This is a genomic window from Altererythrobacter sp. (assembly GCF_050299635.1).
Taxonomy (GTDB): Bacteria; Pseudomonadota; Alphaproteobacteria; order Sphingomonadales; family Sphingomonadaceae; genus Erythrobacter.
On record NZ_JBNKWF010000025.1, the window covers coordinates 19,438 to 44,172 of the forward strand.

The 24,735-nt window shown below is 62.1% G+C and carries 23 protein-coding genes; 14 read left to right on the forward strand and 9 right to left on the reverse strand.

The genetic code is table 11. The features are described 5' to 3' along the window. The first annotated feature begins 32 nt into the window (after positions 1-32). The 7 genes from ACQY6C_RS12405 (at position 33) to tatC (ending at position 4,943) form a co-directional block, all read left to right on the forward strand. Positions 33-683: an SPOR domain-containing protein gene (locus ACQY6C_RS12405; protein WP_427969181.1), complete on the forward strand. Its 651-nt coding sequence runs from the start codon at positions 33-35 to the stop codon at positions 681-683. 102 nt (positions 684-785) lie between these two features. Next, positions 786-1,805 (forward strand): beta-N-acetylhexosaminidase, encoded by a 1,020-nt coding sequence (gene nagZ / locus ACQY6C_RS12410; RefSeq protein ID WP_427969183.1) that lies wholly within the window; start codon positions 786-788, stop codon positions 1,803-1,805. Further along, positions 1,802-2,611, forward strand: coding sequence for a segregation and condensation protein A (locus tag ACQY6C_RS12415; RefSeq protein ID WP_427969185.1), 810 nt, complete (start codon positions 1,802-1,804; stop codon positions 2,609-2,611). The genes nagZ and ACQY6C_RS12415 overlap by 4 nt, the downstream gene beginning before the upstream one ends. 20 nt (positions 2,612-2,631) lie before the next feature. Continuing rightward, on the forward strand, positions 2,632-3,273 hold the full coding sequence (scpB, locus tag ACQY6C_RS12420; protein ID WP_427969225.1) for an SMC-Scp complex subunit ScpB: 642 nt from the start codon (positions 2,632-2,634) through the stop codon (positions 3,271-3,273). Positions 3,274-3,333: 60 nt separating this feature from the next. Beyond that, entirely contained in the window at positions 3,334-3,594 is a 261-nt protein-coding gene (gene tatA / locus ACQY6C_RS12425) for a twin-arginine translocase TatA/TatE family subunit (RefSeq protein WP_427969187.1), read from the forward strand. Between the two features lie 5 nt (positions 3,595-3,599). Then, positions 3,600-4,079: a Sec-independent protein translocase protein TatB gene (tatB, locus tag ACQY6C_RS12430; RefSeq protein ID WP_427969189.1), complete on the forward strand. Its 480-nt coding sequence runs from the start codon at positions 3,600-3,602 to the stop codon at positions 4,077-4,079. Positions 4,080-4,088: 9 nt separating this feature from the next. Continuing rightward, positions 4,089-4,943, forward strand: a complete 855-nt coding sequence (gene tatC / locus ACQY6C_RS12435) for a twin-arginine translocase subunit TatC (protein ID WP_427969191.1) — start codon at positions 4,089-4,091, stop codon at positions 4,941-4,943. Positions 4,944-5,054: 111 nt separating this feature from the next. Here tatC and ACQY6C_RS12440 read toward each other — a convergent pair whose 3' ends face one another. After that, entirely contained in the window at positions 5,055-5,276 is a 222-nt protein-coding gene (locus ACQY6C_RS12440) for a hypothetical protein (protein ID WP_427969193.1), read from the reverse strand. A 204-nt stretch (positions 5,277-5,480) separates the two neighbouring features. Here ACQY6C_RS12440 and ACQY6C_RS12445 point away from each other — a divergent pair, with 204 nt between their 5' ends. Further along, a complete protein-coding gene (locus ACQY6C_RS12445) occupies positions 5,481-5,627 on the forward strand; it encodes a hypothetical protein (RefSeq protein ID WP_427969195.1) in 147 nt (48 codons plus the stop codon). A gap of 92 nt (positions 5,628-5,719) precedes the next feature. Here the strand turns inward: ACQY6C_RS12445 and ACQY6C_RS12450 are convergent, their stop codons facing one another. Then, positions 5,720-7,339 carry an amidohydrolase gene (locus ACQY6C_RS12450; protein ID WP_427969227.1) on the reverse strand — a complete coding sequence of 540 codons (1,620 nt, stop codon included), beginning with the start codon at positions 7,337-7,339 and terminating at the stop codon, positions 5,720-5,722. Positions 7,340-7,526: 187 nt separating this feature from the next. On the opposite strand from ACQY6C_RS12450, the gene ACQY6C_RS12455 reads away from it, so the two are divergent. From ACQY6C_RS12455 to ACQY6C_RS12470, 4 genes are all read left to right on the forward strand, one after another. Next, positions 7,527-8,780, forward strand: coding sequence for a threonine ammonia-lyase (locus ACQY6C_RS12455; RefSeq protein WP_427969197.1), 1,254 nt, complete (start codon positions 7,527-7,529; stop codon positions 8,778-8,780). A 159-nt stretch (positions 8,781-8,939) separates the two neighbouring features. After that, a complete protein-coding gene (locus ACQY6C_RS12460) occupies positions 8,940-9,773 on the forward strand; it encodes an arginyltransferase (RefSeq protein WP_427969199.1) in 834 nt (277 codons plus the stop codon). Further along, positions 9,742-11,940 (forward strand): autotransporter assembly complex protein TamA, encoded by a 2,199-nt coding sequence (locus ACQY6C_RS12465; RefSeq protein ID WP_427969201.1) that lies wholly within the window; start codon positions 9,742-9,744, stop codon positions 11,938-11,940. The genes ACQY6C_RS12460 and ACQY6C_RS12465 overlap by 32 nt, the downstream gene beginning before the upstream one ends. Next, entirely contained in the window at positions 11,940-16,139 is a 4,200-nt protein-coding gene (locus ACQY6C_RS12470; protein ID WP_427969203.1) for a translocation/assembly module TamB domain-containing protein, read from the forward strand. Before ACQY6C_RS12465 ends, ACQY6C_RS12470 begins: the two co-directional genes overlap by 1 nt. Here ACQY6C_RS12470 and ACQY6C_RS12475 read toward each other — a convergent pair. The 7 genes from ACQY6C_RS12475 to ACQY6C_RS12505 all read right to left on the reverse strand — a co-directional run bounded on the left by ACQY6C_RS12475 (position 16,133) and on the right by ACQY6C_RS12505 (position 23,070). Then, a complete protein-coding gene (locus ACQY6C_RS12475; RefSeq protein WP_427969205.1) occupies positions 16,133-16,744 on the reverse strand; it encodes a lysozyme in 612 nt (203 codons plus the stop codon). The genes ACQY6C_RS12470 and ACQY6C_RS12475 overlap by 7 nt on opposite strands. A 577-nt stretch (positions 16,745-17,321) precedes the next feature. Then, complete coding sequence (locus ACQY6C_RS12480) at positions 17,322-17,999, reverse strand: phytanoyl-CoA dioxygenase family protein (protein WP_427969207.1); 678 nt, start codon at positions 17,997-17,999, stop codon at positions 17,322-17,324. A gap of 165 nt (positions 18,000-18,164) precedes the next feature. After that, positions 18,165-19,574, reverse strand: a complete 1,410-nt coding sequence (gene glnA, locus ACQY6C_RS12485) for a type I glutamate--ammonia ligase (RefSeq protein WP_427969209.1) — start codon at positions 19,572-19,574, stop codon at positions 18,165-18,167. A 102-nt stretch (positions 19,575-19,676) separates the two neighbouring features. Continuing rightward, positions 19,677-20,015, reverse strand: coding sequence for a P-II family nitrogen regulator (locus ACQY6C_RS12490; protein WP_427969211.1), 339 nt, complete (start codon positions 20,013-20,015; stop codon positions 19,677-19,679). Positions 20,016-20,291: 276 nt separating this feature from the next. After that, a complete protein-coding gene (gene argC, locus ACQY6C_RS12495) occupies positions 20,292-21,224 on the reverse strand; it encodes an N-acetyl-gamma-glutamyl-phosphate reductase (RefSeq protein ID WP_427969213.1) in 933 nt (310 codons plus the stop codon). Between the two features lie 7 nt (positions 21,225-21,231). Next, complete coding sequence (locus ACQY6C_RS12500) at positions 21,232-21,585, reverse strand: hypothetical protein (protein ID WP_427969215.1); 354 nt, start codon at positions 21,583-21,585, stop codon at positions 21,232-21,234. A 96-nt stretch (positions 21,586-21,681) separates the two neighbouring features. After that, positions 21,682-23,070, reverse strand: coding sequence for a leucyl aminopeptidase family protein (locus tag ACQY6C_RS12505; protein WP_427969217.1), 1,389 nt, complete (start codon positions 23,068-23,070; stop codon positions 21,682-21,684). Positions 23,071-23,130: 60 nt separating this feature from the next. Here ACQY6C_RS12505 and ACQY6C_RS12510 point away from each other — a divergent pair, with 60 nt between their 5' ends. Continuing rightward, positions 23,131-23,946: a DUF4163 domain-containing protein gene (locus ACQY6C_RS12510; protein WP_427969219.1), complete on the forward strand. Its 816-nt coding sequence runs from the start codon at positions 23,131-23,133 to the stop codon at positions 23,944-23,946. A gap of 40 nt (positions 23,947-23,986) precedes the next feature. Further along, positions 23,987-24,735, forward strand: a 749-nt coding sequence (gene map, locus ACQY6C_RS12515; protein WP_427969221.1) for a type I methionyl aminopeptidase, incomplete at its 3' end; no start/stop codon positions are given.

Sequence of the window (24,735 nt, forward strand, 5' to 3'; positions counted from 1 at the left end):
TTCATTGATGCGCTCGGGCAAGGGGAAGTGACATGGAAGGTAGCGAACAGGAAGCCGAACTCGCGCTGAGCGAGGACGAAAGCCTGCCTTGGCTCGAATCGGACGAGTATGAGGAAGAAGGCGGGTTCGATACAGCCCAGATCGCGGGTTTCGCCATGATCCTGCTGGTGCTGACTGCAGCTGTGGTCGGTGGGATATGGCTGTGGTCGAAACGGGGCATGGGTGATGCCGCCGTTGCCGATGGCAGCACGATCGAGGCACCCGCCGGTCCCTATAAGGAAAAGCCTGAAGATCCAGGTGGCAAGCAGTTTGCCGGTACAGGCGATATAGCTCCTGCTGTGGGCGAGGGGCAGACGCGCGACGGGAAGATCAAGGATACAAAGCCCGAACCGGCACCCGGCCCTTCGATCAGCACCCGCACGACTGCGGACAAGGTCGTCTCGACTGACGGGGTGGGCGTCCAGGTCGGTGCCTACAGCAATCGCGCGGACGCCGAGACAGGCTGGTCCACTCTGACACGGCAGACCACGGCCCTAAACGGCGTGCGCCACAGGGTCGTGAAGGGGCAGGCCGATATCGGCACGGTTTACCGACTGCAGGCGGTCGCCGGTGACGTCACGGCGGCAAAGGCGCTCTGCAACGCGCTCAAGGCCGATGGCCTTGCCTGCCAGGTAAAGCGCTGATCTGCCGCAAGAGCTCGGAATAGCGCGGAAATGCGTCGTTTTCCCCCACGTTAACCTTGCGGGAACTTGCCGTTTCAGGGCTTTGCTGCGAGTTTTTCCGACATGACGCCTGCCATTTTCGGTATTGCCGGGCCTGAGCTTACGGCGGATGAGCGCGCCTTCTTCAGGGAGGCCGATCCGGCGGGCTATATCCTGTTTGCGCGCAACTGCGTCGATCCGGATCAATTGCTCCGCCTGACCGAGGATTTGCGTGCGATCCACGGGCGGGATCGCCTGTTTGTTTCGATCGACCAGGAGGGTGGGCGCGTCCAACGGATGAAGCCGCCGCACTGGTGTTCCTATCCGGCAGGCGAGGCTTTCGATGTGCTTTACCGGCTCGCTCCGGCAAGCGCGATTGAAGCGGCGCGCGCCAATGCGCACGGCATGGCGCTGGAACTGTCCGAAATGGGCATCACTGTGGACTTTCACCCGCCGCTCGATGTGCGCCAGCCGGGGGCCAATGATGTGATCGGCGACCGCGCGCTGGGCAGCGATCCTCAGCAGGTCGCGGCAATCGGCCGTGCAATTCTAGACGGTCTGGCAAGCGGCGGCGTGACTGGCTGCATCAAGCACATGCCGGGCCACGGACGCAGCATGTGCGATAGCCACAAGGACCTTCCGCGCGTCACCGCGAGCGAGGAAGAACTCGAGATCGACCTTGCACCATTCCGGTCGCTGAAGGATGCGCCAATCGGTATGACCGGGCACCTGCTGTTCACCGCCTGGGATGCAGAGAATCCGGCGACGCTTTCGCCTTTCGTGGTGCAGGAGATCATCCGCACGCGCATCGGTTTTGACGGACTGTTGCTGACAGACGATATCGACATGCAGGCGCTGGACGGGACGATCCCGGAGCGGTCTGCGCGAGCCATTTCAGCGGGGTGCGATGTGGTGCTCAATTGCTGGGGCAAGCTCGTGGATATGGAAGGCATCGCCGATGTACTCCCCGCCATGTCCGTGAAGGCAGGCGAACGGCTCGAAAGGGCGCTGAGCGGAACAGAAGGTCGCAGAGGGAGCGCCGAGATAGGCGAGCTGCTGGCCAAGCGAGACGCGCTGCTGGCATTGGCGGGAGTTGCAGCATGACCGATGACGGCCTCATGTTCGACGCGCCGCCGATAGCCGAGGACGATGCAGGCTGGGCCGGTCCCGCCACTGACAAGGGCGAGGACAATGCGCTCTATCTTGAGCTTGACGGCTGGGAAGGCCCGCTCGACCTTCTGCTCGATCTGGCGCGGCGGCAGAAGGTCGATCTGAGGCAGATCTCGATCCTGGCGCTGGTCGACCAGTACCTGACCTATATCGAACGCGCAGAGGCGCTGCGACTGGAACTGGCCGCCGATTACCTCGTGATGGCGGCGTGGCTGGCCTATCTCAAATCGGCGCTGCTGCTCCCGAAGGACGAGCAGGAAGACCCAAGCCCCGAGGAATTGGCGCTGCGGCTGCAACTGCGTCTGCAGCGGCTGGGGGCTATGCGAGAGGCAGCAGCGCGGCTGATGGCGCGCGACCGGATCGGGCGTGATGTTTTTGTTCGTGGCGCCCCCGAAGGCCTGCGGATCGACCGCAAGACCCAGTGGAAATGTGACAGCTTCGCGCTGATGCAGGCCTATGGCCAGGTCAAGGCGCGCACAGCTCCCAAGATCTACCACGTCTCGGATCGTCCGGTGATGACGCTGGAGAGCGCGCTCGATCGCGTCTCCGCCATGATCGGTGTCACGCTCGACTGGATGGACTTGCGCGATTTCCTGCCGCCGCATGCGGAGCCGCGCCTACGCAAATCGGCGCTGGCATCGAGTTTCGTGGCTGCGCTTGAACTGACGCGGCTGGGCCGGGTCGAGATCGATCAGGAAGAGATATTCGGCGCCATGCGTATCCGGAGAGTCGTGCAGTGACGGAACAGCCAGACGAAATCATGCGCGCGGTCGAGGCTACGCTGTTTGCGTCGGAAGAACCGATGACGGTTGAGGCCCTTGCAGGGCACCTCGGCGGGCTGGAAAATGCCGTGGTGCGAGAGGCATTGCGCGCGCTGGCTGGGCAGTATGACAAGCGCGGCATCTGCCTGGTCGAGCGCGGTAAGCGCTGGCACTTCGAAACGGCACCCGACCTCGCCCATTTGCTGCGCCGCGAGCGCGAACAGGTCCGCCGGCTCAGCCGGGCGGCCACCGAAGTGCTGGCGATCGTTGCCTATCATGAGCCGGTCAGCCGGGCCGAGATCGAATCGATTCGCGGGGTACAGACCGCCAAGGGTACGCTCGACGTGCTGATGGAGGCAGGCTGGATCAAGCTGGCGGGCCGCCGCGAAGTTCCCGGACGCCCGGTGATCTATGCAACCACCCCCGAGTTCCTTGAGCATTTCGGCCTTTCCAGCCGCCGAGACCTGCCCGGGATCGACGAACTGCGGGCCGCCGGCCTGCTCGATCCGGTCGACGATGCGCTTGAGGCGGCCATGCAGCCCGACGAAGAACACGAGATCAGCGCAGATGACGACGAGGACGAGTGCGATGGACTCGAATCAGAGGAATTGTACGATTTTTCCGCGGATTCGTCCGCCTGACTGGCGCTTGCGCTTCGGTGAGCCTATATTGATCCCAGTCGCAGTTTTGAGAGAGTTTCAATGAGCCTTGGTCCCTGGCAGCTGATTATCATTGCCCTAGTAATTCTCGTGCTGTTCGGGCGCGGGCGCATTTCCGAAATGATGGGCGATTTCGGTAAGGGTATCAGCAGCTTCAAGAAGGGCATGGCCGAAGAAGACAAGACTTCGTCCAAGCCTGCTCCGCAGATCGAAGGACGGGTAAACGAATCGTCGACCGTCGATCAGGCTTCGTCCGAACCGCAGCCTGCGCCGCGCACCGATCCTCCCGACCTCAGAGGTTAACCGGCATGTTCGATATCGGCGCCAGCGAACTGCTGGTGATCGTAATTGTGGCGATCCTCGCGATCGGCCCGAAGGACATGCCTATGGCCTTGCGCACGGCTGGCCGCTGGATCGGCAAGGTGCGCCGCGTCTCCAACCATTTCCGTACCGGCATCGACGCGATGATCCGCGAGGCCGAGCTTGAGGAAATGGAAAAGAAATGGAAGGCGCAGAACGAGGAAATCATGGCGCGCACTTCGGAGACTACCGGGGAGGCTACAGGGGAGGCCGCCGGTGAGGTTGTCGATGAGGCTGAGGGCAGCGATGGTGGTGATCTGATGACAGGGCCGCCGCCGCAGCCACAATCGGCCGCTGCCCCGGATGCCGGGTCCGCGACTGTGGCGCCCACGACTCACGATCCCGACGCCGATGATCCCGCGCCGCATAAGTCGAAGCCCGATTCCGAACCCGAGTTACCACTCGGCAAGTCGGTGTCGGGGGAATAGGGCGCAGCCATGGCATTCAAGCTCAGCGATATCGATGACACGCAGGCGCCGTTGCTCGATCATCTGGTAGAGCTGCGTACCCGGCTCGTTCGCTGCGTGCTGGCGCTGGCGGTCGGTTTCGCGGTGTGCCTGTATTTTGCCGATCCGATTCTCGGTTTTCTGGTCCAGCCGCTCAAAGGCGCATTTCCTGACGGTGAAGGGCAATTGATCTTCACCAAGCTGTACGAAGTCTTCTTCGTGGAGTTGAAGGTCGCGCTGTTCGCAGGGTTCTTCGTCAGTTTCCCGATCATCGCGAACCAGCTCTGGGCTTTTGTCGCGCCGGGCCTCTATGCGAAAGAGAAGAAGGCGTTCCTGCCCTTCCTGATAGCGACGCCAATCCTGTTCGCTGCCGGGGCTTCGCTGGCCTATTTCGTGGTAATGCCGACGGCGTTCCGTTGGTTCCTCGGCTTTGAAGGTAGTGCGGGCGGGCTCGAGATCGAGGCGCTGCCTACGGCGGGCGACTATCTCGGCCTGGTGATGCAGTTCATTCTCGCCTTCGGAATCAGCTTCCTTTTGCCGGTGCTTCTCCTGCTGCTTAATCGGGCAGGCATTGTTACGCGTGCGCAACTGGCTGGCGCGCGCCGCTATGTGATTGTTGGAGTGGTGGCGGTCGCCGCGGTGGTCACGCCGCCTGATCCCGGATCTCAGCTTATCCTCGCCGTGCCTTTGCTCATCCTGTTCGAAGGATCGCTATTGCTGATGCGCTGGCAGGAAAGGGGGGCGCCGCAGAAGGACAATGCGGAGGAGGCTACAGCTACGGAAGACCAGACTGATGGAACCGAGGCTGTAGCTGAAGAAGCTACACAGCCGAAGACCGAGAGCTAGCAGTTCTTCCGCTTTCAGATTCACGCATTCCCTGCATCCCATTTGACCGGAAAGCAGACAAAAAAAGGGGCCCCGCGAAGGAGCCCCTTTCTAAACTCGTATCCGATCAGCTTACGGGCTGACGGGTTCGTCGTCGCCACCGTCAGCAGCGATGATGATGCCGCCGATCACGGCTGCAGCAGCCAGGATAGCGATCAGGATGCCCGAACCGCCACCAATTTCACTTTCACCTTCGACAGGAGCAGCAGTGCGGCTGAAAGCAGCTTCTGCAATTGCCGGAGAGGCGGCGAGGGAAACTACTGCAGTGGCAGCAGCAATCTTACGGAACTTCATTGATTCGTCTCCTATGAGATCTCGGCTTTGTAATTCGGGGTCGTAATTAAACGAGCTTCCCCAGCCTTACAAGCCCCTTCAAGTCTAAAACCCTCAACTCACAAACAAAAACGCATGAAATTGAACGCATTTTTGTTCGCTGTGGCAAAATTGCCGCGACGCTCCGTGCTGAATGCGCCACGACATGAAAGCAGATCTTTCCGTGTGACGCGACCGCCCAGTTATCTTGCGACCACTCCGCATTTCCGGATCGGGAAAGTCTGCCTTCCCTTTGAGCGCGATCCCGGCCCATCCATGCAGAGCAATCTCGATAACATCGCGGGCGGCGATGTCCACACCGAAATTGCCTGACTTGATTACTGGGGCCACAAGGTAAAGAGACGGTAAACGACTGGATATGGTCGCCCGGCGAGAGGCCCGGACGATCAAAGCCTCCAGAATGACTATTTGCCCTTTGTGAAGACCCGCTCTCCGTTGATCCACGTCTCGAGAACTTCGATCATGCGCATCTCGCGCGGCGACGCCAGCAGAGGATCGCGGTCGACCAGGATGAAGTCGGCTCTCTCTCCAGCTTCCAGGCGACCGAAACGCCCTTCACCGAACCCGGCATAGGCACCGTTGCTGGTAAAGGCGGCCAGCGCCGCTTCGCGCGAAACCGCTTCCTGTGGCAGCCAGCCACCGAAAGGTTCGCCATTGGCGTCGGTGCGGCTGATCGCTGCGGCCAGACCGCCGAACACATCAGCCGGTTCGACCGGCGCGTCCGAACCGAACGCAAGCGGCGAACCCGTCGCCGCTATGCTGCGCCAGGCATAGGCACCTGCCAGCCGGTCAGGCCCCAGCCGCGCTTCGGCCATCAACCGGTCGGATGTCTGGTGCAGGGGTTGCATCGAGGCGATGATGCCGTGCTGACCGAACTTGGCGATATCGGCAGGATCGACGATCTGGGCATGTTCGATGCGCCAGCGCCGGTCTCCCTTGTAACTCTCGCTCAGTTCATCGATGGCGTTGAGGACTTCGGCATTGGCCTGGTCGCCAATGGCATGAATCGCGACCTGGAAGTTTTCGAGCGCGGCACGGCTCATCAGGTTTCTGAGTTGCGTCGGCGAAAGTAGTGCCAGGCCAGTTTGGCCAGGCTCATCGGCATAGGGCGTCTTCAATAATGCGCCGCGCGAACCGAGCGCTCCATCCAGATAGAGCTTGATACCATTCAGTCGAAGCCGGTCATCATAGAGCCATGGTGTTGGTGCGGGGCCGGCGATCAGTTCCATCGACTCGAGACTGTCGGCATAGGCCATGATCCGGACCTTGAGCTGCCCAAGGTCGCCCGCCCGGCGATAGGTTTGCCAGTCGTGCAGCGATATGCCCATGTCGCCAACCGCTGTGATGCCATGCGCGAGCAGATAGGCCTGGGCCTTGCGGAACGCGAGGTCACGGTCTGCCGGACGGGGTGCGGGTACCACCGTGCCGATCAGCTGCATGGCCGCATCGACGAACACGCCTTGAGGATCGCGCGATCCGGCCTTGCGGGTGATCCGCCCGCCAGCAGGATCTTTCGTGTCTGCACCCAATTTTGCTTGCCTGATCGCCATGCTGTTGGCCCAGCCGGCATGGCCATCGACCCGTTCCAGCCAGACCGGACGGTCCGACACGACCGCGTCGAGTTCGGCGGCGGTCGGAAACCGGCCTAGGCCCCACTTCTCCTGATTCCAGCCCCGGCCCAATATCCACGGACGCCCCGGGTTTTCGGCTGCAAATCGGGCAATCCTGGTGAGCGCTTCTTCAAGCGATGTGGTGTCGGAAAGATCGAGTGTCAGCGCCCCGAAGCCGATGTTCATCACGTGAAGATGCGAATCCACCATGCCTGGCAGCATCACGCGGCCCTTGCCGTCCACCTGGTAATCGATATCGCGCGGAGGCTTGTCGCCGGACGCAAGAACCTGGCGGATCTTTCCATCCTCGCCAATCACAAGCCCGGTGAAGCGCTTGATCGAGCCGTCTGAGGAAACAGTCACGCCCTGGACGTTGTTCACCAGCGTGTCGGCCAAGGCAGGCGGCGCGATCATGGCGAGCGCAAGAGCGGCAATCGCGACAGTTCTGGCAATGAGGCGGGAGATAGCTGGGCTCCAGTCGAAAGCCCTCGATGTCCGGGTCTGGATATTGGTCATGCTGCGCGGGGTTAATGTGAAATTGTCCCGCTGCAAATGAAATCGCGTTGCGGAAGGGAAGACGAGCGCCTAGTCGGGCCAAGCCATGACTGCAAAACCGGCCTTTGCCAGCTCCACTGAAGCGCTCAACGCGCTTACGATCGACGATATCCGCGCCGCAGCCGCGCGGATTGAAGGCAGCGTCGTGCGTACACCGATGATGCGCTCGAAGACGCTGTCGGACATTGCCGGGTGCGAGATCTGGCTCAAATTCGAGAACCTGCAGTTCACCGCCGCCTATAAGGAGCGCGGAGCGCTCAACGCACTGCTCCACCTGACCGAGGAGCAGAGACAGCGCGGCGTGATTGCGGCTTCGGCCGGCAACCATAGCCAGGGGCTGTCCTACCACGGCAGCCGACTGGGCGTTCCGGTGACGATCGTGATGCCGCGCACCACACCGACGATCAAGGTCATGCAGACCGAAAGCGTTGGCGGGAATGTGGTGCTGGAAGGCGAGACTTTCGATGAAGCCTATGAACATGCGCGCAGCATGGAAAAGCAGCTTGGCCTGACCTTCGTCCATCCCTTTGACGATCCGCTGGTCGCGGCGGGGCAGGGAACGGTCGCGCTCGAAATGCTGGAGGATGTGCCCGAACTCGATTGCCTGGTTACGCCCATCGGTGGCGGCGGGCTCATCTCGGGCATGGCGACTGCTGCCAAGGCGCTCAATCCCTCGATCGAGGTGGTGGGCGTGCAGGCACAGCTCTTCCCGTCCATGTATGCCCATATCAAGGGCGACGAGATGGAATGTGGCGGCGATACGCTGGCCGAGGGCATTGCCGTGAAGGCGCCGGGACGGTTCACATCGCAGATCATTTCCGAGCTGGTCGACGACATCATGCTCGTGGAAGAGGAAGCGCTGGAGAAATCGGTCTCTCTATTGCTCCAGATCGAGAAGACCGTGGTTGAAGGCGCAGGCGCGGCCGGCCTTGCGGCAGTGCTGTCGAATCCCGAACATTTTGCTGGCAAGAAGGTCGGTCTGGTGCTGTGCGGCGGCAATATCGACACGCGCCTGCTCGCCAATGTGCTGCTGCGCGATCTGGCGCGGCAAGGGCGGCTGGCGCGGCTGCGGATCACTCTGCAGGATCGCCCGGGCGCCCTGTTCAAGGTGATGCGCGAATTCGACCGGCACCACGTCAACATCATCGAAATCTACCATCAGCGCATTTTTACCTCGCTGCCGGCCAAGGGGCTGATAACCGATATCGAGTGTGAAGCACGCGATCGGGAACAGCTCGATGCATTGGTTAAGTCGCTCGAGGACAAGGGTTATCGTGTGAACCCGGTCGAGCTCAACTGATCGCGCACGGGCGCTCGCTCGCCGTCCAAATGTGCAAAGTAATCCAATATTTACCATGTTTCATGGTTAAGGGTCTTTTACCGCCGGTCTCAAAAAGGCATAACATTGCCTTAACGCGCACTTGCCCGATTCCCGCTGCGAAAGGACCAGCTCAGACCCGTGACGGCCCCGATACGCTTCCCACGCTTCTTCGTAACGAGCCCTGCGCCGTGCCCATATCTGCCTGGGCGCAGCGAGCGTAAGGTGTTTACCGAGCTGAAAGGCGCGCATGCCGATCAGCTCAACGAAGCGCTTGGCCGCATCGGATTTCGCCGTAGCCAGACGGTCGCCTACCGGCCCAGCTGTCTCGATTGCCAGGCTTGTGTTTCGGTTCGCGTGGCGACCGGCGATTTCAGGCCGTCTTCTACGCAGCGCCGCAATCTCAAGGTCAACAGCGACCTGATCGCGACCGAATGCCGCCCCTGGGCGACCGAGGAGCAGTTCGAACTGCTGCTGAAATATCTCGGCGTGCGTCACCCCGATGGCGGAATGGCGACGATGGACGAGATGGATTATGCCGACATGGTCGAGCATACACCCGTGTCGAGCATGGTGATTGAGTATCGCGAGCCCACCGAGACTGGCGAGCCGGGCCGTTTGGTCGGCGCATGCCTGACCGACCGCCAGGGTGACGGGCTGTCGATGATCTACAGTTTCTACGATCCGGAACACGCCGAGCGCTCGGGGCTTGGCAACTATATCATCCTTGACCATATCCGCCGATCCGCCGCAGAGGGTCTTCCCTATGTCTATCTTGGTTACTGGGTCGAGGGGTCGCCCCGGATGCAGTACAAGGTGCGTTATCGGCCGCTGGAGAAGCTCACGCGCGATGGCTGGGTGCGGATGTCCAGTGACGAGCAGGACGGGCTTATCGCCGAGGCCACCAAGCGACGTGAATTGCCGCTCGTCGGCGCGCACAAGGATGGGCAGCAATCCCAATTCGAGACGAGCTAGCCGCATTCCCCGTCTTATTGCCGGACTGACGCTGACCGGGCTTTTCGCCGCACAATCGCTTGCGCTCGCAGCGCAAGAAAGCACTGGCCAGCAAGGCGACCCGCCGCAGCGACTTGAAGAACTGATTCCGGATTCGGCTGTCGAAAATCCTGACGATTGGGCCGCCGATAGAGCGCAGACAGCTCAAGGGGGCGATGGCGGGCAGGTGCAGTCCGACCTCCAGCCGGATTCTCCGCTAACAGACACACCGGCGATCACGCTCGATTGGCCCGACGATCTTCAGATAGCCGAACCCGAGCGGATCGAGCGCGACCGAGATGCACAGGAAGCATTGGCAGACGCGCCCGAAATTGAAGGGCCCGAGGAACTGCCGCTCAAGGAATTCGAAGTCGGCAAGAGGCTGGTGATCGGATTTCCGGAGGATGGCGACATCTTCCCCGAACGCGACGAGTTTCTGGCCCGCTTCCGATCCTTCTCCACCATTCGCGAGCTTGGCGGCGGCGAAGGCAATGTCGCGCAACTCGCGGCCCGTGCGCGCAGCGATGAGGATTTGCTCAATCGCCTGCTACGCATCTATGGCTATTACAACGCGCAGGTCATCCGCTCGATAGCGGGTTTGCGACCGGGCCGCGATGGAAGCGAGCCTGCGCCGCGCGTGCGCTTCGATATCCTGCCGGGCGACCGCTATGCATTCGGGGCGATCGATCTGGGCGGGCTCGACACGGCACCGGACCATGATGCCTTGCGCGGCGCAGTCGGTATCGAGAGCGGAGATCCACTGTCGAGCGACCGCATCGTGCAGGGGCGCTTCGGTCTCGACGAAGCGCTGGGAGAGAGCGGCTATCCCTTTGCCGCGATCAAGGATCCTGAACTGCTGGTCGATCACGCGCGCGCGGAAGGCGATTTGACCATGCCGGTCGAGCCGGGCGGGAAATATGCCTTTGGCGAAGTGACGAGTAACGTTCCGAAATACCTTTCAGACAGGCACCTGGAACGGATCGCGCGCTTCGATATGGGCGACACCTACCAACGCAGTCTGGAGCTGGATCTTCGACGTGCGATCGTCGCAACAGGGCTCGTTTCGTCTGTCACCGTAACTCCGCGCGAAACCGCGCCGCCAGAAGGCGATAAGCCCGGTGTCGTGGCGCTGGATGTGACCATGGAAAAGGCCAAGACGCGCAGCATTGCCGGGGCGATTGGCTATGGCACGGAAGATGGTTTCAAGGTGGAAGCGAGCTGGGAGGACCGCAACTTCTTCCCGCCTGAAGGCATGCTGAGGATCCGGGGGATCGCCGGTACGCGAGAGCAGCTTACGGGCATTACCTATCGTCGAAATAATTTTCGCGGCCGCGACCAGCTGCTGACGGTTGATGCCTATGCCAGCAATGTGAAGACCGAAGCGGTCGATGCGCGCACGGTCGCTGTGCGTGGAGCATTCGAGCGGTTGTCAAATCTGTTGTTTCAGAAGCCCTTCAGCTGGTCGGTCGGGGCGGAGGTTCTCTTCACCGACGAGCGCAACCGGGTGATCGGCGGTATTCCGCGCCCGCGTCAGGAATATCTCATCGGATCGCTGTTCGGGCGCGCCACGATCGATACCAGCGACTCCCTGCTTGACCCGACCAAAGGCTTCCGGGTTACGGCATTTCTGGCGCCGGAAGTCTCGCGTTCGCAAGGCAGCGAGACATTCTATCTTCGCAACCAGCTGGATGCCTCGATTTACAAGCAGTTGAATGAAGGCATGGTCATTGCCGGGCGAACGCGCCTCGCGAGTATCCAGGGTGCAGAAATCTTCCAGATCGCGCCGTCGCGCCGGATCTATGCCGGCGGGGCAGGGTCAGTACGTGGCTATGCTTACCAGGCAGTCGGCCCCCGGACCGATTTCGGGGAGCCGACCGGGGGGCGCTCGCTGGTCGAATTCTCGCTTGAGGCGCGCATAGATACCGGTCTGATGGACGGGGCAGTTTCGCTGGTTCCATTCATCGATATGGGCACGGTATCGCTCAAGACCACGCCCGATTTCCGCTTCGTCAATTGGGGCGCGGGATTGGGCCTGCGCTACAACACCAGCTTCGGCCCGATCCGGGTCGATGTGGGCGTGCCGCTTAATCGTAACCCGCTGTTCGATAGCCGCGTGGTGGTCTATGTCGGCCTGGGGCAGACCTTCTGATGGCGGAAGAAGAAGCCATCGACACTGTGGAGCAGGAAGCGCCCGAGCCGGCCTCGAGCGGCCGCAAGCGGCGCTGGGCCAAGCGGATCGGCTGGGCATTGGCGCTAATCATCGCTCCACTCCTGCTTGCCTTCGTCTTCATCAATAGTCCCTTTGGCAAGCGTCTCATTGCCGATCAGATCGCGCAGGTGGCTCCTGCATCGGGCCTGCGTTTCACGGTCGGGCGGATCGAGGGAGACATCTACAGCAAGGCTGTGCTGCACGACGTCGTGCTGCTCGATCCCAAGGGGCCATTCCTTACCGTGCCCGAGGTGAGTCTGGATTGGCGCCCGCTGCATTGGTTGACTGCGGGGCTTGATGTGCGCGAGCTGGTTGCGCGGCGCGGAACGCTCAGCCGGATACCCGAGCTTTTGCCCGGCGATCCCGATGCGCCGATCCTGCCCGATTTCGACATCAGGGTTGATCGTTTCGAGATCGAGAACCTCACTCTCGCTCCTGGCATTGTGGGTGACGATGCGCAGCGCGCTGACCTGGTCGCGCGCGCCGATGTGCGGAAAGGGCGCGTCCTGCTCAAGGCCGATGGCAAGTTCGGGCGGGAAGACAAGCTCGCGCTGTTGATTGACGCGGAACCCGATGGCGACCGGTTCGACATGGCGCTCGATTATCGCGCGCCCGCTGGCGGCGTGATCGCAGGGCTGACCGGCGCGAGCGCGGGCTATGCGGCGCGGGTCGAAGGGGACGGGACCTGGAAGGATTGGAATGGCGGGGCGCTGGTGCAGCGCGACGGGCGTCGCTTCGCATCGTTCAAAGTCACAAACCGCGCCGGGACCTATGGCTTGTTGGGCCAGGTCGCCGCATTCGATGCACTTGGCGGCGCCGCTGGTCGCGCGCTGGGCGGCAAGCTCTCGATTTCTGCCGAGGGTAGGCTTGAGAACAGCACGCTCGATGGAAAGCTGCGCTTCGTGGGGGCGTCGCTTGCGGGCGGGGGCATGGGCGCGATCGACCTTGCGGACAACCGCTTCGACGATTTCGGGCTCTCCTTGCGGCTTACCGACCCCGCACTGTTCGGGAAGGATTTCGTACTCAATGGCGCGCATGCCAATGTGACGCTCGACGGGAAGTTCCGCGATCTTGCGATAGATCATGAGATTGAAATTGCAGAGCTGGCTTCGGGCGACATACGCGCCGCCGATCTGACACAGCGCAGCACCGCCAGTTTCGACGGATCGCAATGGAGCATTCCCTTGCAGATGCGCAGCGCGCGCGTCGATACGGGCAATGACTGGATCGATCCGCAGCTGGTGAATGGCAGGCTGGAAGGCCGCCTGACCTATAGCGGGTCGCGCCTCATTTCGGACGATTTGCGGCTCACTTTCCCCGGTCTCTCTGCGCGCCTTGCGCTTCGCGGAGACACGGAGAATGGCGCCTATGCGCTGGCCGGACCCGTCAATGCCCGTGCGCTCACACTGGAGAATATCGGCACTGCCGATGCCAATGCGAAGATCCTGTTCAAGCTGGGGCAGGGCACGGCGTGGACGCTGCATGCCGATGTCGCGGGCCGAGTGGGCAAGGTCAGCAATGCGACGCTGGCCAATCTCGCCGGGCCGCAGATCGCGTTCAAGGGCGGGGTGGATGCGGGAGGAAGCTCGCCGCTCGCTTTCAAGGCGTTTTCGCTCGAGGCTGAAAAGCTCACGCTCACGCTCGATGGCAAGGTCAGCGAAGGGCGCACGATGCTTTCCGGCGAAGGGAGGCATACGCAATATGGCCAGTTCACCGCCGAGGCGGAGATCGACGATACGGGCCCCAGGGCGGTGCTGGTTTTCGCCGATCCCATGCCATCGGCGGGGCTTTCCGATGTGCGTGTGGCGCTGAGCCCGAGCGACCAGGGCTTCCGCATCGAAACCGAAGGCGGGTCGATGCTCGGGCCGTTCGAGGGCGTGCTGGGCCTCGTCTCTCCTGAACAGGGGCCGACTGCACTCGCGGTCGAACGGCTGCAGGTCTGGAAGACGGATATTTCCGGCCAGCTGACACTTGCCGACGGAGCCGCGCGCGGCACGCTCGCGCTGAAGGGCGGCGGGCTCGACGGTACGATTGCTCTGCTGCCGCAGGACGGCGGGCAGGGATTTGGCGTCAATCTCGCTGCGCGCAACGCCGCGTTTGGTGGCGAGACACGGATCGCGCTCGGGCGCGCCGATATCGACCTGACCGGGCTTTTGAACGATGGCGCGAGCCGGATCGAAGGGACGCTTGACGCCGAAGGGCTCAGTTACGGCAGGCTGTTCGTGGGGCGGATGGCTGCTCAAGCGAATGTGGTCGACGGGCAGGGCAACATTTCTGCGCGTATCGCCGGGCAGCGCGGCAGCCGCTTCAACCTGCAGCTCGACGGCGACTTCGCCCGCGACCGGATGGCGCTGATTGCGCGCGGCGATTTTGCCGGGCGCAGGATCAGGATGCCGCGCCGTGCGGTTCTGACCCGGCAAGAGGATGGCGGCTGGCAGCTTTCGCGCTCGCAGATTCGCTATGGCCGAGGTCGCGCGGTGGCAGAGGGCAGGTTCGGAGGCGGGGCGACAGCCCTCGATCTTGGCCTTGTCTCGATGCCGCTCTCGTTGCTTGATGTCGGCGGGGCGGACCTTGGGCTTGGCGGCACCGCTTCCGGCACGATCGAATATCGGGACGCAGCGGGCGTTCCTCCCTCCGGTTCGGCGCGACTGAAGGTGGATGGCCTCAGCCGGTCTGGGCTGGTCCTCACTTCGCGTCCGCTCGATCTCTCGCTGGTGGCGGATCTGGGCCAGAACCGGATGCAGGCGCGGGCCATACTGGATGACGAGGGGACGCGGCTGGGGCGTATCCAGGCAAGCATTACCGGCCTGCCGGAGCACGGCACTCTGGTCGATCGTTTGCAAGCTGGCACGCTGTTCGCTCAGCTGCGTTACCAGGGCGGAGCGGACGCCTTGTGGCGGCTGCTCGCGATCGAGACATTCGATCTGACCGGGCCTGTGGAGTTGGCCGCGGATGTGCGCGGAACCTTGCTCGAACCGCGCGTGCGCGGGTCCGTTGCGAGTGAGAGCCTGCGTTTGCAAAGCTCGCTCTCCGGCACCGATCTGCGCGAAATTACCGTGCGGGGGAATTTCGACGGCTCGCTGCTCAGGTTGCAGAGCTTTGAAGGCACTGCACCCAATGATGGCAAGGTTCGCGGCAGCGGGACGATCGATCTTTCGGGGATCGAGGCGGGCAGTGGGCCCGGGCTGGATCTGCGCGCTGCGGCCAGCAATGCGAGGCTGATCGAGGCCAACGGTCTTTCTGCGACGGTAACCGGTCCACTGCGGATCGTTTCGAACGGCGTGGGCGGAACCATCGCCGGGCGGCTGCAAGTTAACCAGGCACGCTGGACGCTGGGCAGCGCGGCGGAGGCGGCGAGCCTGCCCGATATCGCGACGCGCGAGATCAACCTTCCGGCCGACATCGCGCCTGTATCGCGACGCACGGGTAGCTGGCGCTATCTCATCGATGCGCGGGCGAGGCGCGGTATCGATGTCGACGGGATGGGGCTCAACAGCGAATGGCGCGGCGATATCATTTTGCGCGGCACGACCGACGACCCGCGGATGGGCGGCTCGGCAGAAGTTGTGCGCGGGGACTACACATTCGCCGGAACCCGTTTCGACCTGACTCGCGGAAAGATCGATTTCGACGAGAATGTCCCGATCGATCCGCAGCTCGACATACTGGCCGAGACGACCAAGGACAGCCTGACTGTGAGCGTCAGCGTCACCGGGAATGCGCTTGAACCGCAAATCACCTTCTCCTCCGAGCCCGCCCTGCCGGAAGAGGAAATCCTTTCGCGGCTGCTGTTCGGCGGTTCGATCACCTCGCTTTCCGCGACCGATGCCCTGCAATTGGGCAGCGCGCTCGCCAGCCTCAGGGGCGGATCGGGCATGGACCCGATCAACCAGCTGCGCAGTGCCATCGGTCTTGATCGCTTGCGGATCGTGGAGGCCGATCCGGCGCTGGGCCGCGCGACAGGCGTTGCGCTGGGCAAGAATGTCGGGCGCAAATTCTATGTCGAACTGGTCACCGACGGGCGCGGTTACAGCGCAACAGAACTTGAATTCCGCATTACAAGTTGGCTGGCCCTGCTCGGTTCGGTTTCGACCATCGGGCGCAATTCCGTGACCGTGCAGGTTCGCCGCGATTACTGAGTGCTGGCATAGAGCTGCGCTTCGGCTTGCCTGCGGCGGGTCAGGCCTTTGAGCACGCGTCCGCTCGCCTTGTTCCAGCGCAGGAACTCCGCCGTCGCACCCGCATGATCGCCCGCGACATGCTTGCGGGTCAGCGTGGCGCGCGCAATCGCCCCTGTATTGTAGTGGAAGCTCACTAGTGCATCGAACTGAGCTTGAGAGGTGGGAGCGCCATTGATCGCCCTTGCGACATCATCGGCGTATCGAACCAGATCCCGCTCAAGCCGTGCGTCGCATTCCTCCTGCGTCCACATTGTGCCCTTGCGAATATCTGGCCCGGTCGCGCCCCAGCCAATAGTCCAGGGCTCGCTGCCCGTTGCGGGATCAGGATAGGCTTCGATCAATCCGTCCGGTCGCAGCCGCGCGCAGCCTTCGAAGCGCTTGATCAGGGCGATACCGACGGGCGAAACTCGCAGCGGAATCCTACTCGATGGAACACATGGAACACTGTCCTGATCGCAATTTTCGGCTGCGTCGATCGCGCGGTTGAGCGTGTCGACTTCGGATTGGCTGAACCCGCGCCCGATCATCTGGCGGACGGTGTCGAAAATCGCTTTGCGTTGCATGGGAGATGGCCTCGCTTTGGGGGAAGGGAGGCCGGGGAATTAGGCAGATCTTTGACGAGTAGGAAAATGGATTCCGGGTCCGCCTTGCCGCGCAGACGAACGTAAGGTAGCCGGGCTGTGGCGGTTTTAGGGGAAGCGGGTAATGTCCGAACGTGGGTGGAAAGCGGACATTCCATTCGATATCAATCCAGCCCATGCAGGATGCTCGTCAATACAACATACGCGACGAAGATGGTAACTTCCTATGCCCTTGTTGCGGCTTTCCCGGCTACTTTGACGGTAGCTCATATGATGAGCGAAGCGGAATAATCGGCACCGGGATTTGTCCCTGCTGCCAATGGGAGCCTGGCTTCGATGATGATCCGGCGGCAAGTGGTGCGCCTCTTACAATCTTGGAGTCGCTTCGGCAGTATCGGCGGGGATGGTCGTCGCGTCTGCCAGCATGGTCAGGAAAGATGATGGTTATTCCTTTGGACTGGGACGGCCAAGCACAACTTGCGTATCTATTCGAAGTTGCGCCCCATGTCCGCTAATGGATCGATTGCCGACCGGCTGAAATTGGGGTGGAAAGCGGACGTTAGACGCCCAGCCACTCCAATCCATCGGGAAGCGGTTCTGCAGCAAAATCTACCTGCAACACGCGCCTAGCCCTTGGCTTAGTTGCAGCCTCAGACGCGTGCAGGATCGGGGTAGCATAGAGCCAGATGTCCCCCGCTTCCGCTAAACACGCTTTGGTGCCACAGTTTTGCACCACTTGATCAACTTCGCCGACCGATATTCGCCCACGTTTGTGCGAGCCAGGAGCAATAAGCAGCGGCGCGTTGCTAGCAGGCACATCGTCCAAGTGGGCGCGCAAGGTTACCATGCGACCAAGCAAGTCGAATGGAGGTGCGACATGCAGCAACCCGCTTTTCACTGTCCACGGACCGAACCCCATCACATCGCGCTTTTCCTTCACACAGATGGTCCGGTCCTGATGCCATGCAAGGGACCAGTTGGTTTCCGGTGACTTATTGAAAAGGATTGCTCGCACCGCCTTCGCTCGGATGCCCAGAACTGAAGCGGCGACTGACCCAATGCAACCTTCAGCAGCAAGCAGAGGTCGCAGCGCATCAACACCGCTAATGCGGACACCAGCTTCGTCGGTCGGCAGGTTTGCCACCGCCGCCTCTAAGTTGGCGAGGCACGGCATTAGAGCGCCCTTGAATAGTTGGGCGCCATCAACGGAAAAATCGAATGTGGGGAGGTCGCGCATCCGGACGCAATAACTCCTGGCCGGGTTGACCTGCAACGTCCGCAATTGGGTCGTTAGCTGACATACATACGAAGAAGGCCGCCCGGTTTCCCGAGCGGCCCTATCTTGTTGCCCTGTCGCTTTGCTGCTTGAGGGCGTGATTGCGGCCCGAGGGCCGCAATCAAATTACATGCTGTAATACATGTCGAACTCGACCGGGCAGGGGGTCGTCTCCGTGCGGAGGACTTCCTCCCACTTGAGTTCGGCATAGGCATCGAGCTGGTCTTTCGAGAACACGTCGCCCTTGAGCAGGAACTCGTGATCGGCTTCGAGCGCTTCGAGAGCTTCGCGCAGCGAGCCGCAGACGGTCGGAACCTCGGCCAGCTCTGCCGGCGGCAGGTCGTAGAGGTTCTTGTCCATGGCTTCGCCCGGATGGATCTTGTTCTGGATCCCGTCGAGGCCCGCCATCAGCAGCGCCGAATAGGCGAGATAGGGGTTGGCCATCGCATCGGGGAAGCGGAACTCGACGCGCTTCGCCTTGTCGCCCGCACCATAAGGGATGCGGCACGAAGCCGAACGGTTGCGGGCCGAATAGGCCAGCAGCACGGGGGCTTCGAAGCCCGGCACCAGGCGCTTGTAGCTGTTGGTGGTCGGGTTGGTGAAGGCATTCAGCGCCTTGGCATGCTTGATCACGCCGCCGATGTAATAGAGGCAGTTTTCCGACAGGCCGGCATATTCATTGCCTGCGAAGGTCGGCTTGCCATCGGCCCAGATCGACATGTGAGTGTGCATGCCGGAACCGTTATCTTCCTTGATCGGCTTGGGCATGAAGGTCGCGGTCTTGCCATAGGCATGGGCGACCTGGTGCACGACATATTTGTAAACCTGCATCCGGTCGGCAGTTTCCACCAGCGTGCCGAAGGTCAGGCCCAGTTCGTGCTGAGCAGCGGCAACTTCGTGGTGATGCTTGTCGCAAGGCAGGCCCATTTCGAGCATGGTCGCAACCATTTCGCCGCGGATATCCATGCAGCTATCGACCGGAGCGACGGGGAAATAGCCGCCCTTGGCGCGCGGACGGTGCGCCATGTTGCCGGCGTCATATTCCTTGCCGCTGTTGGTCGGCAGTTCGATATCGTCCACGGCGAAGCCCGATCCGGCATAGCCGTCTTCGAAGCGGACGTCGTCGAACATGAAGAACTCGGCTTCCGGGCCGACGAACACTGTGTCGCCGATGCCGGTGCTCTTCAGGAAGGCCTCGGCGCGCTTCGCAGTCGAGCGCGGGTCGCGGCTGTAGAGGTCGCCGGTCGAAGGCTCCACGATATCGCAATTCACGATCAGCATCGGGGTCGCGCTGAACGGATCGATCCAGGTCGCGTCGAGATCGGGCTTCAGGATCATGTCGGATTCGTTGATCGTCTTCCAGCCCGCGATCGAGGAGCCGTCAAACATCAGGCCGTCTTCGAACTCGTCCTCGCCCATGACGCCGGCGCACATGGTGAGGTGCTGCCACTTGCCCTTGGGGTCGGTAAAGCGGAGGTCGACCCACTCGATCTCATTGTCCTTGATCAGTTTCAGGACGTCTTTCGCCTTGCTCATTATTAGTCAGCCTCCAGCTAGTCTTTTTTGTATTCGCCCGTCGTTTTCGGGCAGGGTTGAGAAGATTGTGGCCCTTTGCCTGTGCGGTTCGGGACCACCCAGTTAAACTGCGTCGTCGTCTTTTTCGCCCGTGCGGATGCGCAGGGCGCTGTCGATGGTGGATACGAAGATCTTGCCGTCGCCAATGCGGCCGGTCTGTGCCGCGGCGGCGATCGCTTCGACCACACGCTCGGCGATCGCATCGCTCACCACCACTTCCAGTTTCACCTTGGGCAGGAAGTCGACGACATATTCGGCGCCGCGATAGAGCTCGGTATGGCCCTTCTGGCGACCGAAACCCTTGGCTTCCGTCACGGTGATGCCCGACACGCCGATTTCATGCAGCGCTTCCTTCACTTCGTCGAGCTTGAACGGTTTGATGATCGCTTCGATCTTTTTCACGTCTTAACGGCCCCCGGCACGTTGAACCGGCCTTGTCCCCTCGCGCGTTTCACTAGGGGCAAAGCCGGTGGGCTGAACCAAATCCCTGGCGGATTCTTGCTCCAAATTCTTATCCAAGAATCGTGCCAAGGCGTGGAAAACGATCTGATAGAGGAAGTGCCCTTGCACGAAAAGGCGTTTCGCAAGCAAGCCTGCCAGGGCAAGAAATGATCGCGGGCAGATCGTCTGCCTAATAGACGGACTGCCAGTGCTTAAAATTTAGGCAATGGTTCGAAGTCAGGCGAGCCTGAGGCCTGCGGTTTCAGGCAAGCCGCACATCAGATTGAGGCTTTGGACCGCCGCGCCGCTGGCGCCTTTTCCCAGATTGTCGAGCCGCGCGACAAGCCGGACCTGGCTCGCATCATTATCGGCAAAGACCCACAACTCCAGCCCGTCCCATGGCTGCGCATCCCGTTCAAGCAAGAGCTCGGTCGGGGCATCGGCCAATGGATGGACGGTGATGAAGGGCGTGTCCTCATAGGCGGCGGCGAGGCAGCCCTGCAGTTCGGCCGGATTCGATTTCGCTCCCATGGCCTGCAGCGGCAAAGGGACATCGCCCACCATCCCGCGCATTGCCGGGATCACGCTGGGCGAAAAGACGGGGGCGTGGACCAGCCCGGCATATTTCTGCATTTCGGGAAGGTGCTTGTGCCCCATGCCAAGGCCATAGGCCCGGAAGGCGATTTCAGGGCTGGCTTCGAACCGTTCGATCAGCGCCTTGCCGCCCCCCGAATAGCCCGAAACGGCATTGAATGTGTAAGGCCAGTCTGCGGGGAGCAAGCCGGCGCGGACCAGCGGGGCAACCAGAGCCAGGAAGCCGGTCGGGTAGCAGCCGGGATTGGAAACGCGCGCCGCATTCGCAACCGCATCTCGCCCGACCAGTTCGGGAAAGCCATAGGTCCAGCCATCGGCTACGCGGTGCGCCGACGAGGCATCGATGATCCGCGTGTCGGATCCTTCGGCCAGCGCCACCGCTTCGCGCGCGGCATCGTCAGGCAGGCACAGGATGGCGATATCGGCTGTGTGGAGCGCGTCGCGCCGCGCAGTTTCGCTCTTGCGCTCGGCATTGCCCAGCACGATCAGTTCGAACTCATTGCGGCTGGCGAGCCGATCATGGATTTCGATCCCGGTGGTGCCCGCGGCACCATCGATGAAGACGCGTATAGTCATGCGGGGCCTATCGGTCAGATACGGGCGCGAGGCAATCGGATTTGAGGTATCCCGCCGGTCCTTTTGGGCCGAGGCAGCCCCAGACCCAATCACCGGCGATGTCCAGCACCTCAAGCTCGGTTCCGGCGTCCAGCGTGGTCACAGTCTCGCTGTCATCGCGCGGCATGAGGAGAAGCGGCGCCGCGGCATCGCCGACAGACCGGATGTCCGGCACGACATAATGAGCGGCCAGGTGTGTGCCCGCCAGCGCGATATGCGCCAGGTCCCCGCGCAGCGGCAGAGCGCCGGGCTCCGGACGCGCGATCGGGCCCGCAAGGCACAGCGGGCCTTCTGGAACCTGATATGTCGCACTGCCGGTCACTTCGGCGGCTTCCCCTTGCTGGTGCGGGTGAGCCCGCACTGGATTCGCGGGCGCTTATACGCCGCAACGCTTTCGGGCAAGTTAGCCGCTGGTGTCTTATTTTCCAGCGTAACGCGCGCGTAACATGTGGAAGGCTGCTCGCAGGCCATAGGCCGCGCCACCTTTCGACCGCCCTGGCTTGGGTGCCGGGCGCCATGCGAAAGTGTCAAAATGGGCCCAGTCGATGTCCTCTCCGACGAACTTGTCGAGGAACAGACCGGCCACGCTTGCGCCCGCAAATCCGTTACTATGCGTGTTGTTCGTGTCGGCGATATCGGACTTGAGCCATTCCTCGTAAGCGGCGGGCAAGGGCATCCGCCAGACTTCGTCGTCATGCGCATGGCCAGCATCGATCAGGTCCTGCGCGGTTTCGTCCCGCCGGGTCATGAGAGCGGGCAGGTCCGGCCCCAGTGCGACCCGTGCCGCGCCGGTGAGCGTCGCGAAATCCACGATGAACTCCGGGTCTTCCTCGCTCGCACGGGCAAGCGCATCGCCCAGAACCAGCCGCCCTTCGGCATCGGTATTGCCGATCTCGACCGTCAGGCCCTTGCGAGAGGAAATGACATCTCCGGGGCGGAAGGCATTGCCCGCGATCGCATTCTCGACCGCCGGGACCAGCAGGTGCAGGCGTACCGGCAGGCCGGCCTGCATTACCAGCCGGGCAAGCGCAATGGCATGGGCCGCGCCGCCCATGTCCTTCTTCATCAGCAGCATTCCGCTGGCCGGTTTGATGTCGAGCCCGCCAGAATCGAACGCCACGCCCTTGCCGACCACGGCGATTACGGGGTCTTTCTCCTTACCCCAGACCAGATGAATCAGGCGCGGCGCATGTGTCCGCGCGGCAGCGCGGCCGACCGCATGGACCATGGGATAGTCCTTCTCCAGCGTGTCGCCCTTGCTCACCTTCAGCTTGGCGCCGAATTCCTTGGCCAGCTTCTCGCACTCCGCTTCGATTGCCGCCGGTCCCATGTCCTCGGCAGGAGTGTTGACCAGATCGCGCACCAGGCAGTCTGCGCTGGCTTCCTGCAGCATCGGCTCTATCTGCTTGACCTGCTTGGTCAGCAACACGCGCGGACCGGCAGGCTTGTCGTCCTTGCGATAGCGGTCGAAGCGATATTGCGCGGTCATCCAGCCATACATCGCAGCACCGGCATCGCCCTTGGCCAGGCGATAGGTGCCTTCGGGCAGTTCTTCGGCCAGCTTGGCGAGACACCAGCTCGATAGTTCGTCCGGATCGGCCACGCCGCCTACCGCAAACCAGCCATCGCCATCGGGCACGATACCGATCTGGTAGCCGCCACCTTCAAACTTCTGAGCGGCCAGCGCTGCGCGTTGCCCATTGGAAAGCGCCTTTGCCCAGCTTTCGAACCCGTCGCGGTCGATCAGGTGGATAGTGGTCGCGTCTTGCCCGCGATCGGGCTGGATCAGATCGGTCAGGTCAGTCATAGATATCCCAATAGCCGCGCCCGGCGGCATGTCACCAGGAGAATGACCTTGCCCTCCAGAATGATCCTCTGCCTTGCAATGCTTGCCGTTGGTGCCTGTTCGTCCGCTGCGGATAGCGATGAAGCAACGGGCGCAAACGCCAAGGCAATTGTGACCGGCGATGCTCCTGCAGAAAGCAGCGCCACCGCGGTCGCAGCGTCTACGCAGGAAGGGGTCAAGGTCAGCGAGAAGACCGATCTCTACAGTTTCGATTTCGCCTATCCGGCGCAGGCCGCTGCAATTCCCGAACTGAAGGCGAAGTTCGACAAGGTGCTCGAGACCAACAGAAGCAAGCTCATGGCCGAAGCGCGTGAAGCGCAGGCCGACGCCAAGGAGATGGACTTCCCCTATCACCCCTATGCCGAAGGAACCGAATGGCTGGTGGTGGCCGATACGCCGCGTTTCCTGAGCCTGTCGGCTGCGATCTACACCTACACCGGCGGTGCGCATCCCAACCACGGATCGACGTCGCTGGTATGGGATCGCGAGGCAGGACAGGAGTTGAAACCGATCGAGTTCTTTGTGGCGCCTGACTCATTCATGCAGGCGGTGCAGCAACGCTATTGCGCCGCACTCGACAAGGAACGCGCCAAGCGTCTTGGCGATCGCGCCGGCGAGGGCAGTGGGATATTCTCCGAATGCCCCAAGGTGGGCGAGCTGACAGTGCTGCTCGGCTCTTCCAACGGCAAGACATTCAACCGCATCGGGCTGATCGCCGATCCCTATGTCGCCGGTTCCTATGCCGAAGGGAGCTACGACATCACCGTGCCGGTAGACGCCGCCGTGCTCGCTGCGGTTAAGCCCGAATATGCCGCAGCTTTCAGCGTGATGCGCTGAGCGCTCGCATTTTGGCGGCTTCGACGCTACATGGGCGCCTATGAACCAGTATCAAACAGTCGAAGGCGATCAGACCGTCTATCGTGACGGCACCATCAAGCTGCATGGGCCAGAAGGCTTCGAAGGCATGCGCAAGGCGGGCCGTCTTGCCGCCGAAATTCTCGACGAGGTCACCAACCTTGTGAAACCGGGTGTTACAACCGCCAGCATCGATGATGCCGTGCGGCAGATGACGCTCGATGGAGGCGCGGTGCCGGCTACGCTCGGCTATCGCGGATATGCGCATAGCTGCTGCATCTCCATCAACCACGTGGTTTGCCACGGCATTCCCAGCGAGAAGACGCTGAAGGAAGGCGATATCGTCAACGTCGACGTGACCCCGCTGCTTGACGGCTGGCACGGCGATAGCAGCCGCATGTTCTTTGCCGGCGAGCCGCCGCTCAAGGCGAAACGGCTGGTCGATGTGACCTATGAATGCCTGATGCTGGGGATCGAAGCGGCGGGCAAGCCCGGCGCGCGGCTGGGCGATATCGGCGCAGCGATCGAAGCGCACGCAAAGCAGTTTCGCTATGGCGTGGTGCGCGAGTTCTGCGGCCACGGGCTGGGCCGCCTGTTCCACGACGCGCCTGAAGTGATCCATGCGGCCAAGGCGGGCACGGGGCCGGAGCTGAAGCCCGGCATGTTCTTCACCATCGAACCGATGATCAATGCGGGCAAACCCTGGGCCAAGGTGCTTGGCGATGGCTGGACTGCGGTGACCCGCGACAAGTCGCTATCGGCGCAATTCGA

What these genes read in the sequence shown, in the direction of transcription:
- ACQY6C_RS12405 (WP_427969181.1), top strand. Translation starts at nt 33, where the DNA reads ATGGAAGGTAGCGAACAGGAAGCCGAACTCGCGCTGAGCGAGGACGAA.
- nagZ (WP_427969183.1), top strand. Translation starts at nt 786, where the DNA reads ATGACGCCTGCCATTTTCGGTATTGCCGGGCCTGAGCTTACGGCGGAT.
- ACQY6C_RS12415 (WP_427969185.1), top strand. Translation starts at nt 1,802, where the DNA reads ATGACCGATGACGGCCTCATGTTCGACGCGCCGCCGATAGCCGAGGAC.
- scpB (WP_427969225.1), top strand. Translation starts at nt 2,632, where the DNA reads ATGCGCGCGGTCGAGGCTACGCTGTTTGCGTCGGAAGAACCGATGACG.
- tatA (WP_427969187.1), top strand. Translation starts at nt 3,334, where the DNA reads ATGAGCCTTGGTCCCTGGCAGCTGATTATCATTGCCCTAGTAATTCTC.
- tatB (WP_427969189.1), top strand. Translation starts at nt 3,600, where the DNA reads ATGTTCGATATCGGCGCCAGCGAACTGCTGGTGATCGTAATTGTGGCG.
- tatC (WP_427969191.1), top strand. Translation starts at nt 4,089, where the DNA reads ATGGCATTCAAGCTCAGCGATATCGATGACACGCAGGCGCCGTTGCTC.
- ACQY6C_RS12440 (WP_427969193.1), bottom strand. Translation starts at nt 5,276, where the DNA reads ATGAAGTTCCGTAAGATTGCTGCTGCCACTGCAGTAGTTTCCCTCGCC.
- ACQY6C_RS12450 (WP_427969227.1), bottom strand. Translation starts at nt 7,339, where the DNA reads ATGATCGCGCCGCCTGCCTTGGCCGACACGCTGGTGAACAACGTCCAG.
- ACQY6C_RS12455 (WP_427969197.1), top strand. Translation starts at nt 7,527, where the DNA reads ATGACTGCAAAACCGGCCTTTGCCAGCTCCACTGAAGCGCTCAACGCG.
- ACQY6C_RS12465 (WP_427969201.1), top strand. Translation starts at nt 9,742, where the DNA reads ATGGGCAGCAATCCCAATTCGAGACGAGCTAGCCGCATTCCCCGTCTT.
- ACQY6C_RS12470 (WP_427969203.1), top strand. Translation starts at nt 11,940, where the DNA reads ATGGCGGAAGAAGAAGCCATCGACACTGTGGAGCAGGAAGCGCCCGAG.
- ACQY6C_RS12475 (WP_427969205.1), bottom strand. Translation starts at nt 16,744, where the DNA reads ATGCAACGCAAAGCGATTTTCGACACCGTCCGCCAGATGATCGGGCGC.
- ACQY6C_RS12480 (WP_427969207.1), bottom strand. Translation starts at nt 17,999, where the DNA reads ATGCGCGACCTCCCCACATTCGATTTTTCCGTTGATGGCGCCCAACTA.
- glnA (WP_427969209.1), bottom strand. Translation starts at nt 19,574, where the DNA reads ATGAGCAAGGCGAAAGACGTCCTGAAACTGATCAAGGACAATGAGATC.
- argC (WP_427969213.1), bottom strand. Translation starts at nt 21,224, where the DNA reads ATGACTATACGCGTCTTCATCGATGGTGCCGCGGGCACCACCGGGATC.
- ACQY6C_RS12505 (WP_427969217.1), bottom strand. Translation starts at nt 23,070, where the DNA reads ATGACTGACCTGACCGATCTGATCCAGCCCGATCGCGGGCAAGACGCG.
- ACQY6C_RS12510 (WP_427969219.1), top strand. Translation starts at nt 23,131, where the DNA reads ATGATCCTCTGCCTTGCAATGCTTGCCGTTGGTGCCTGTTCGTCCGCT.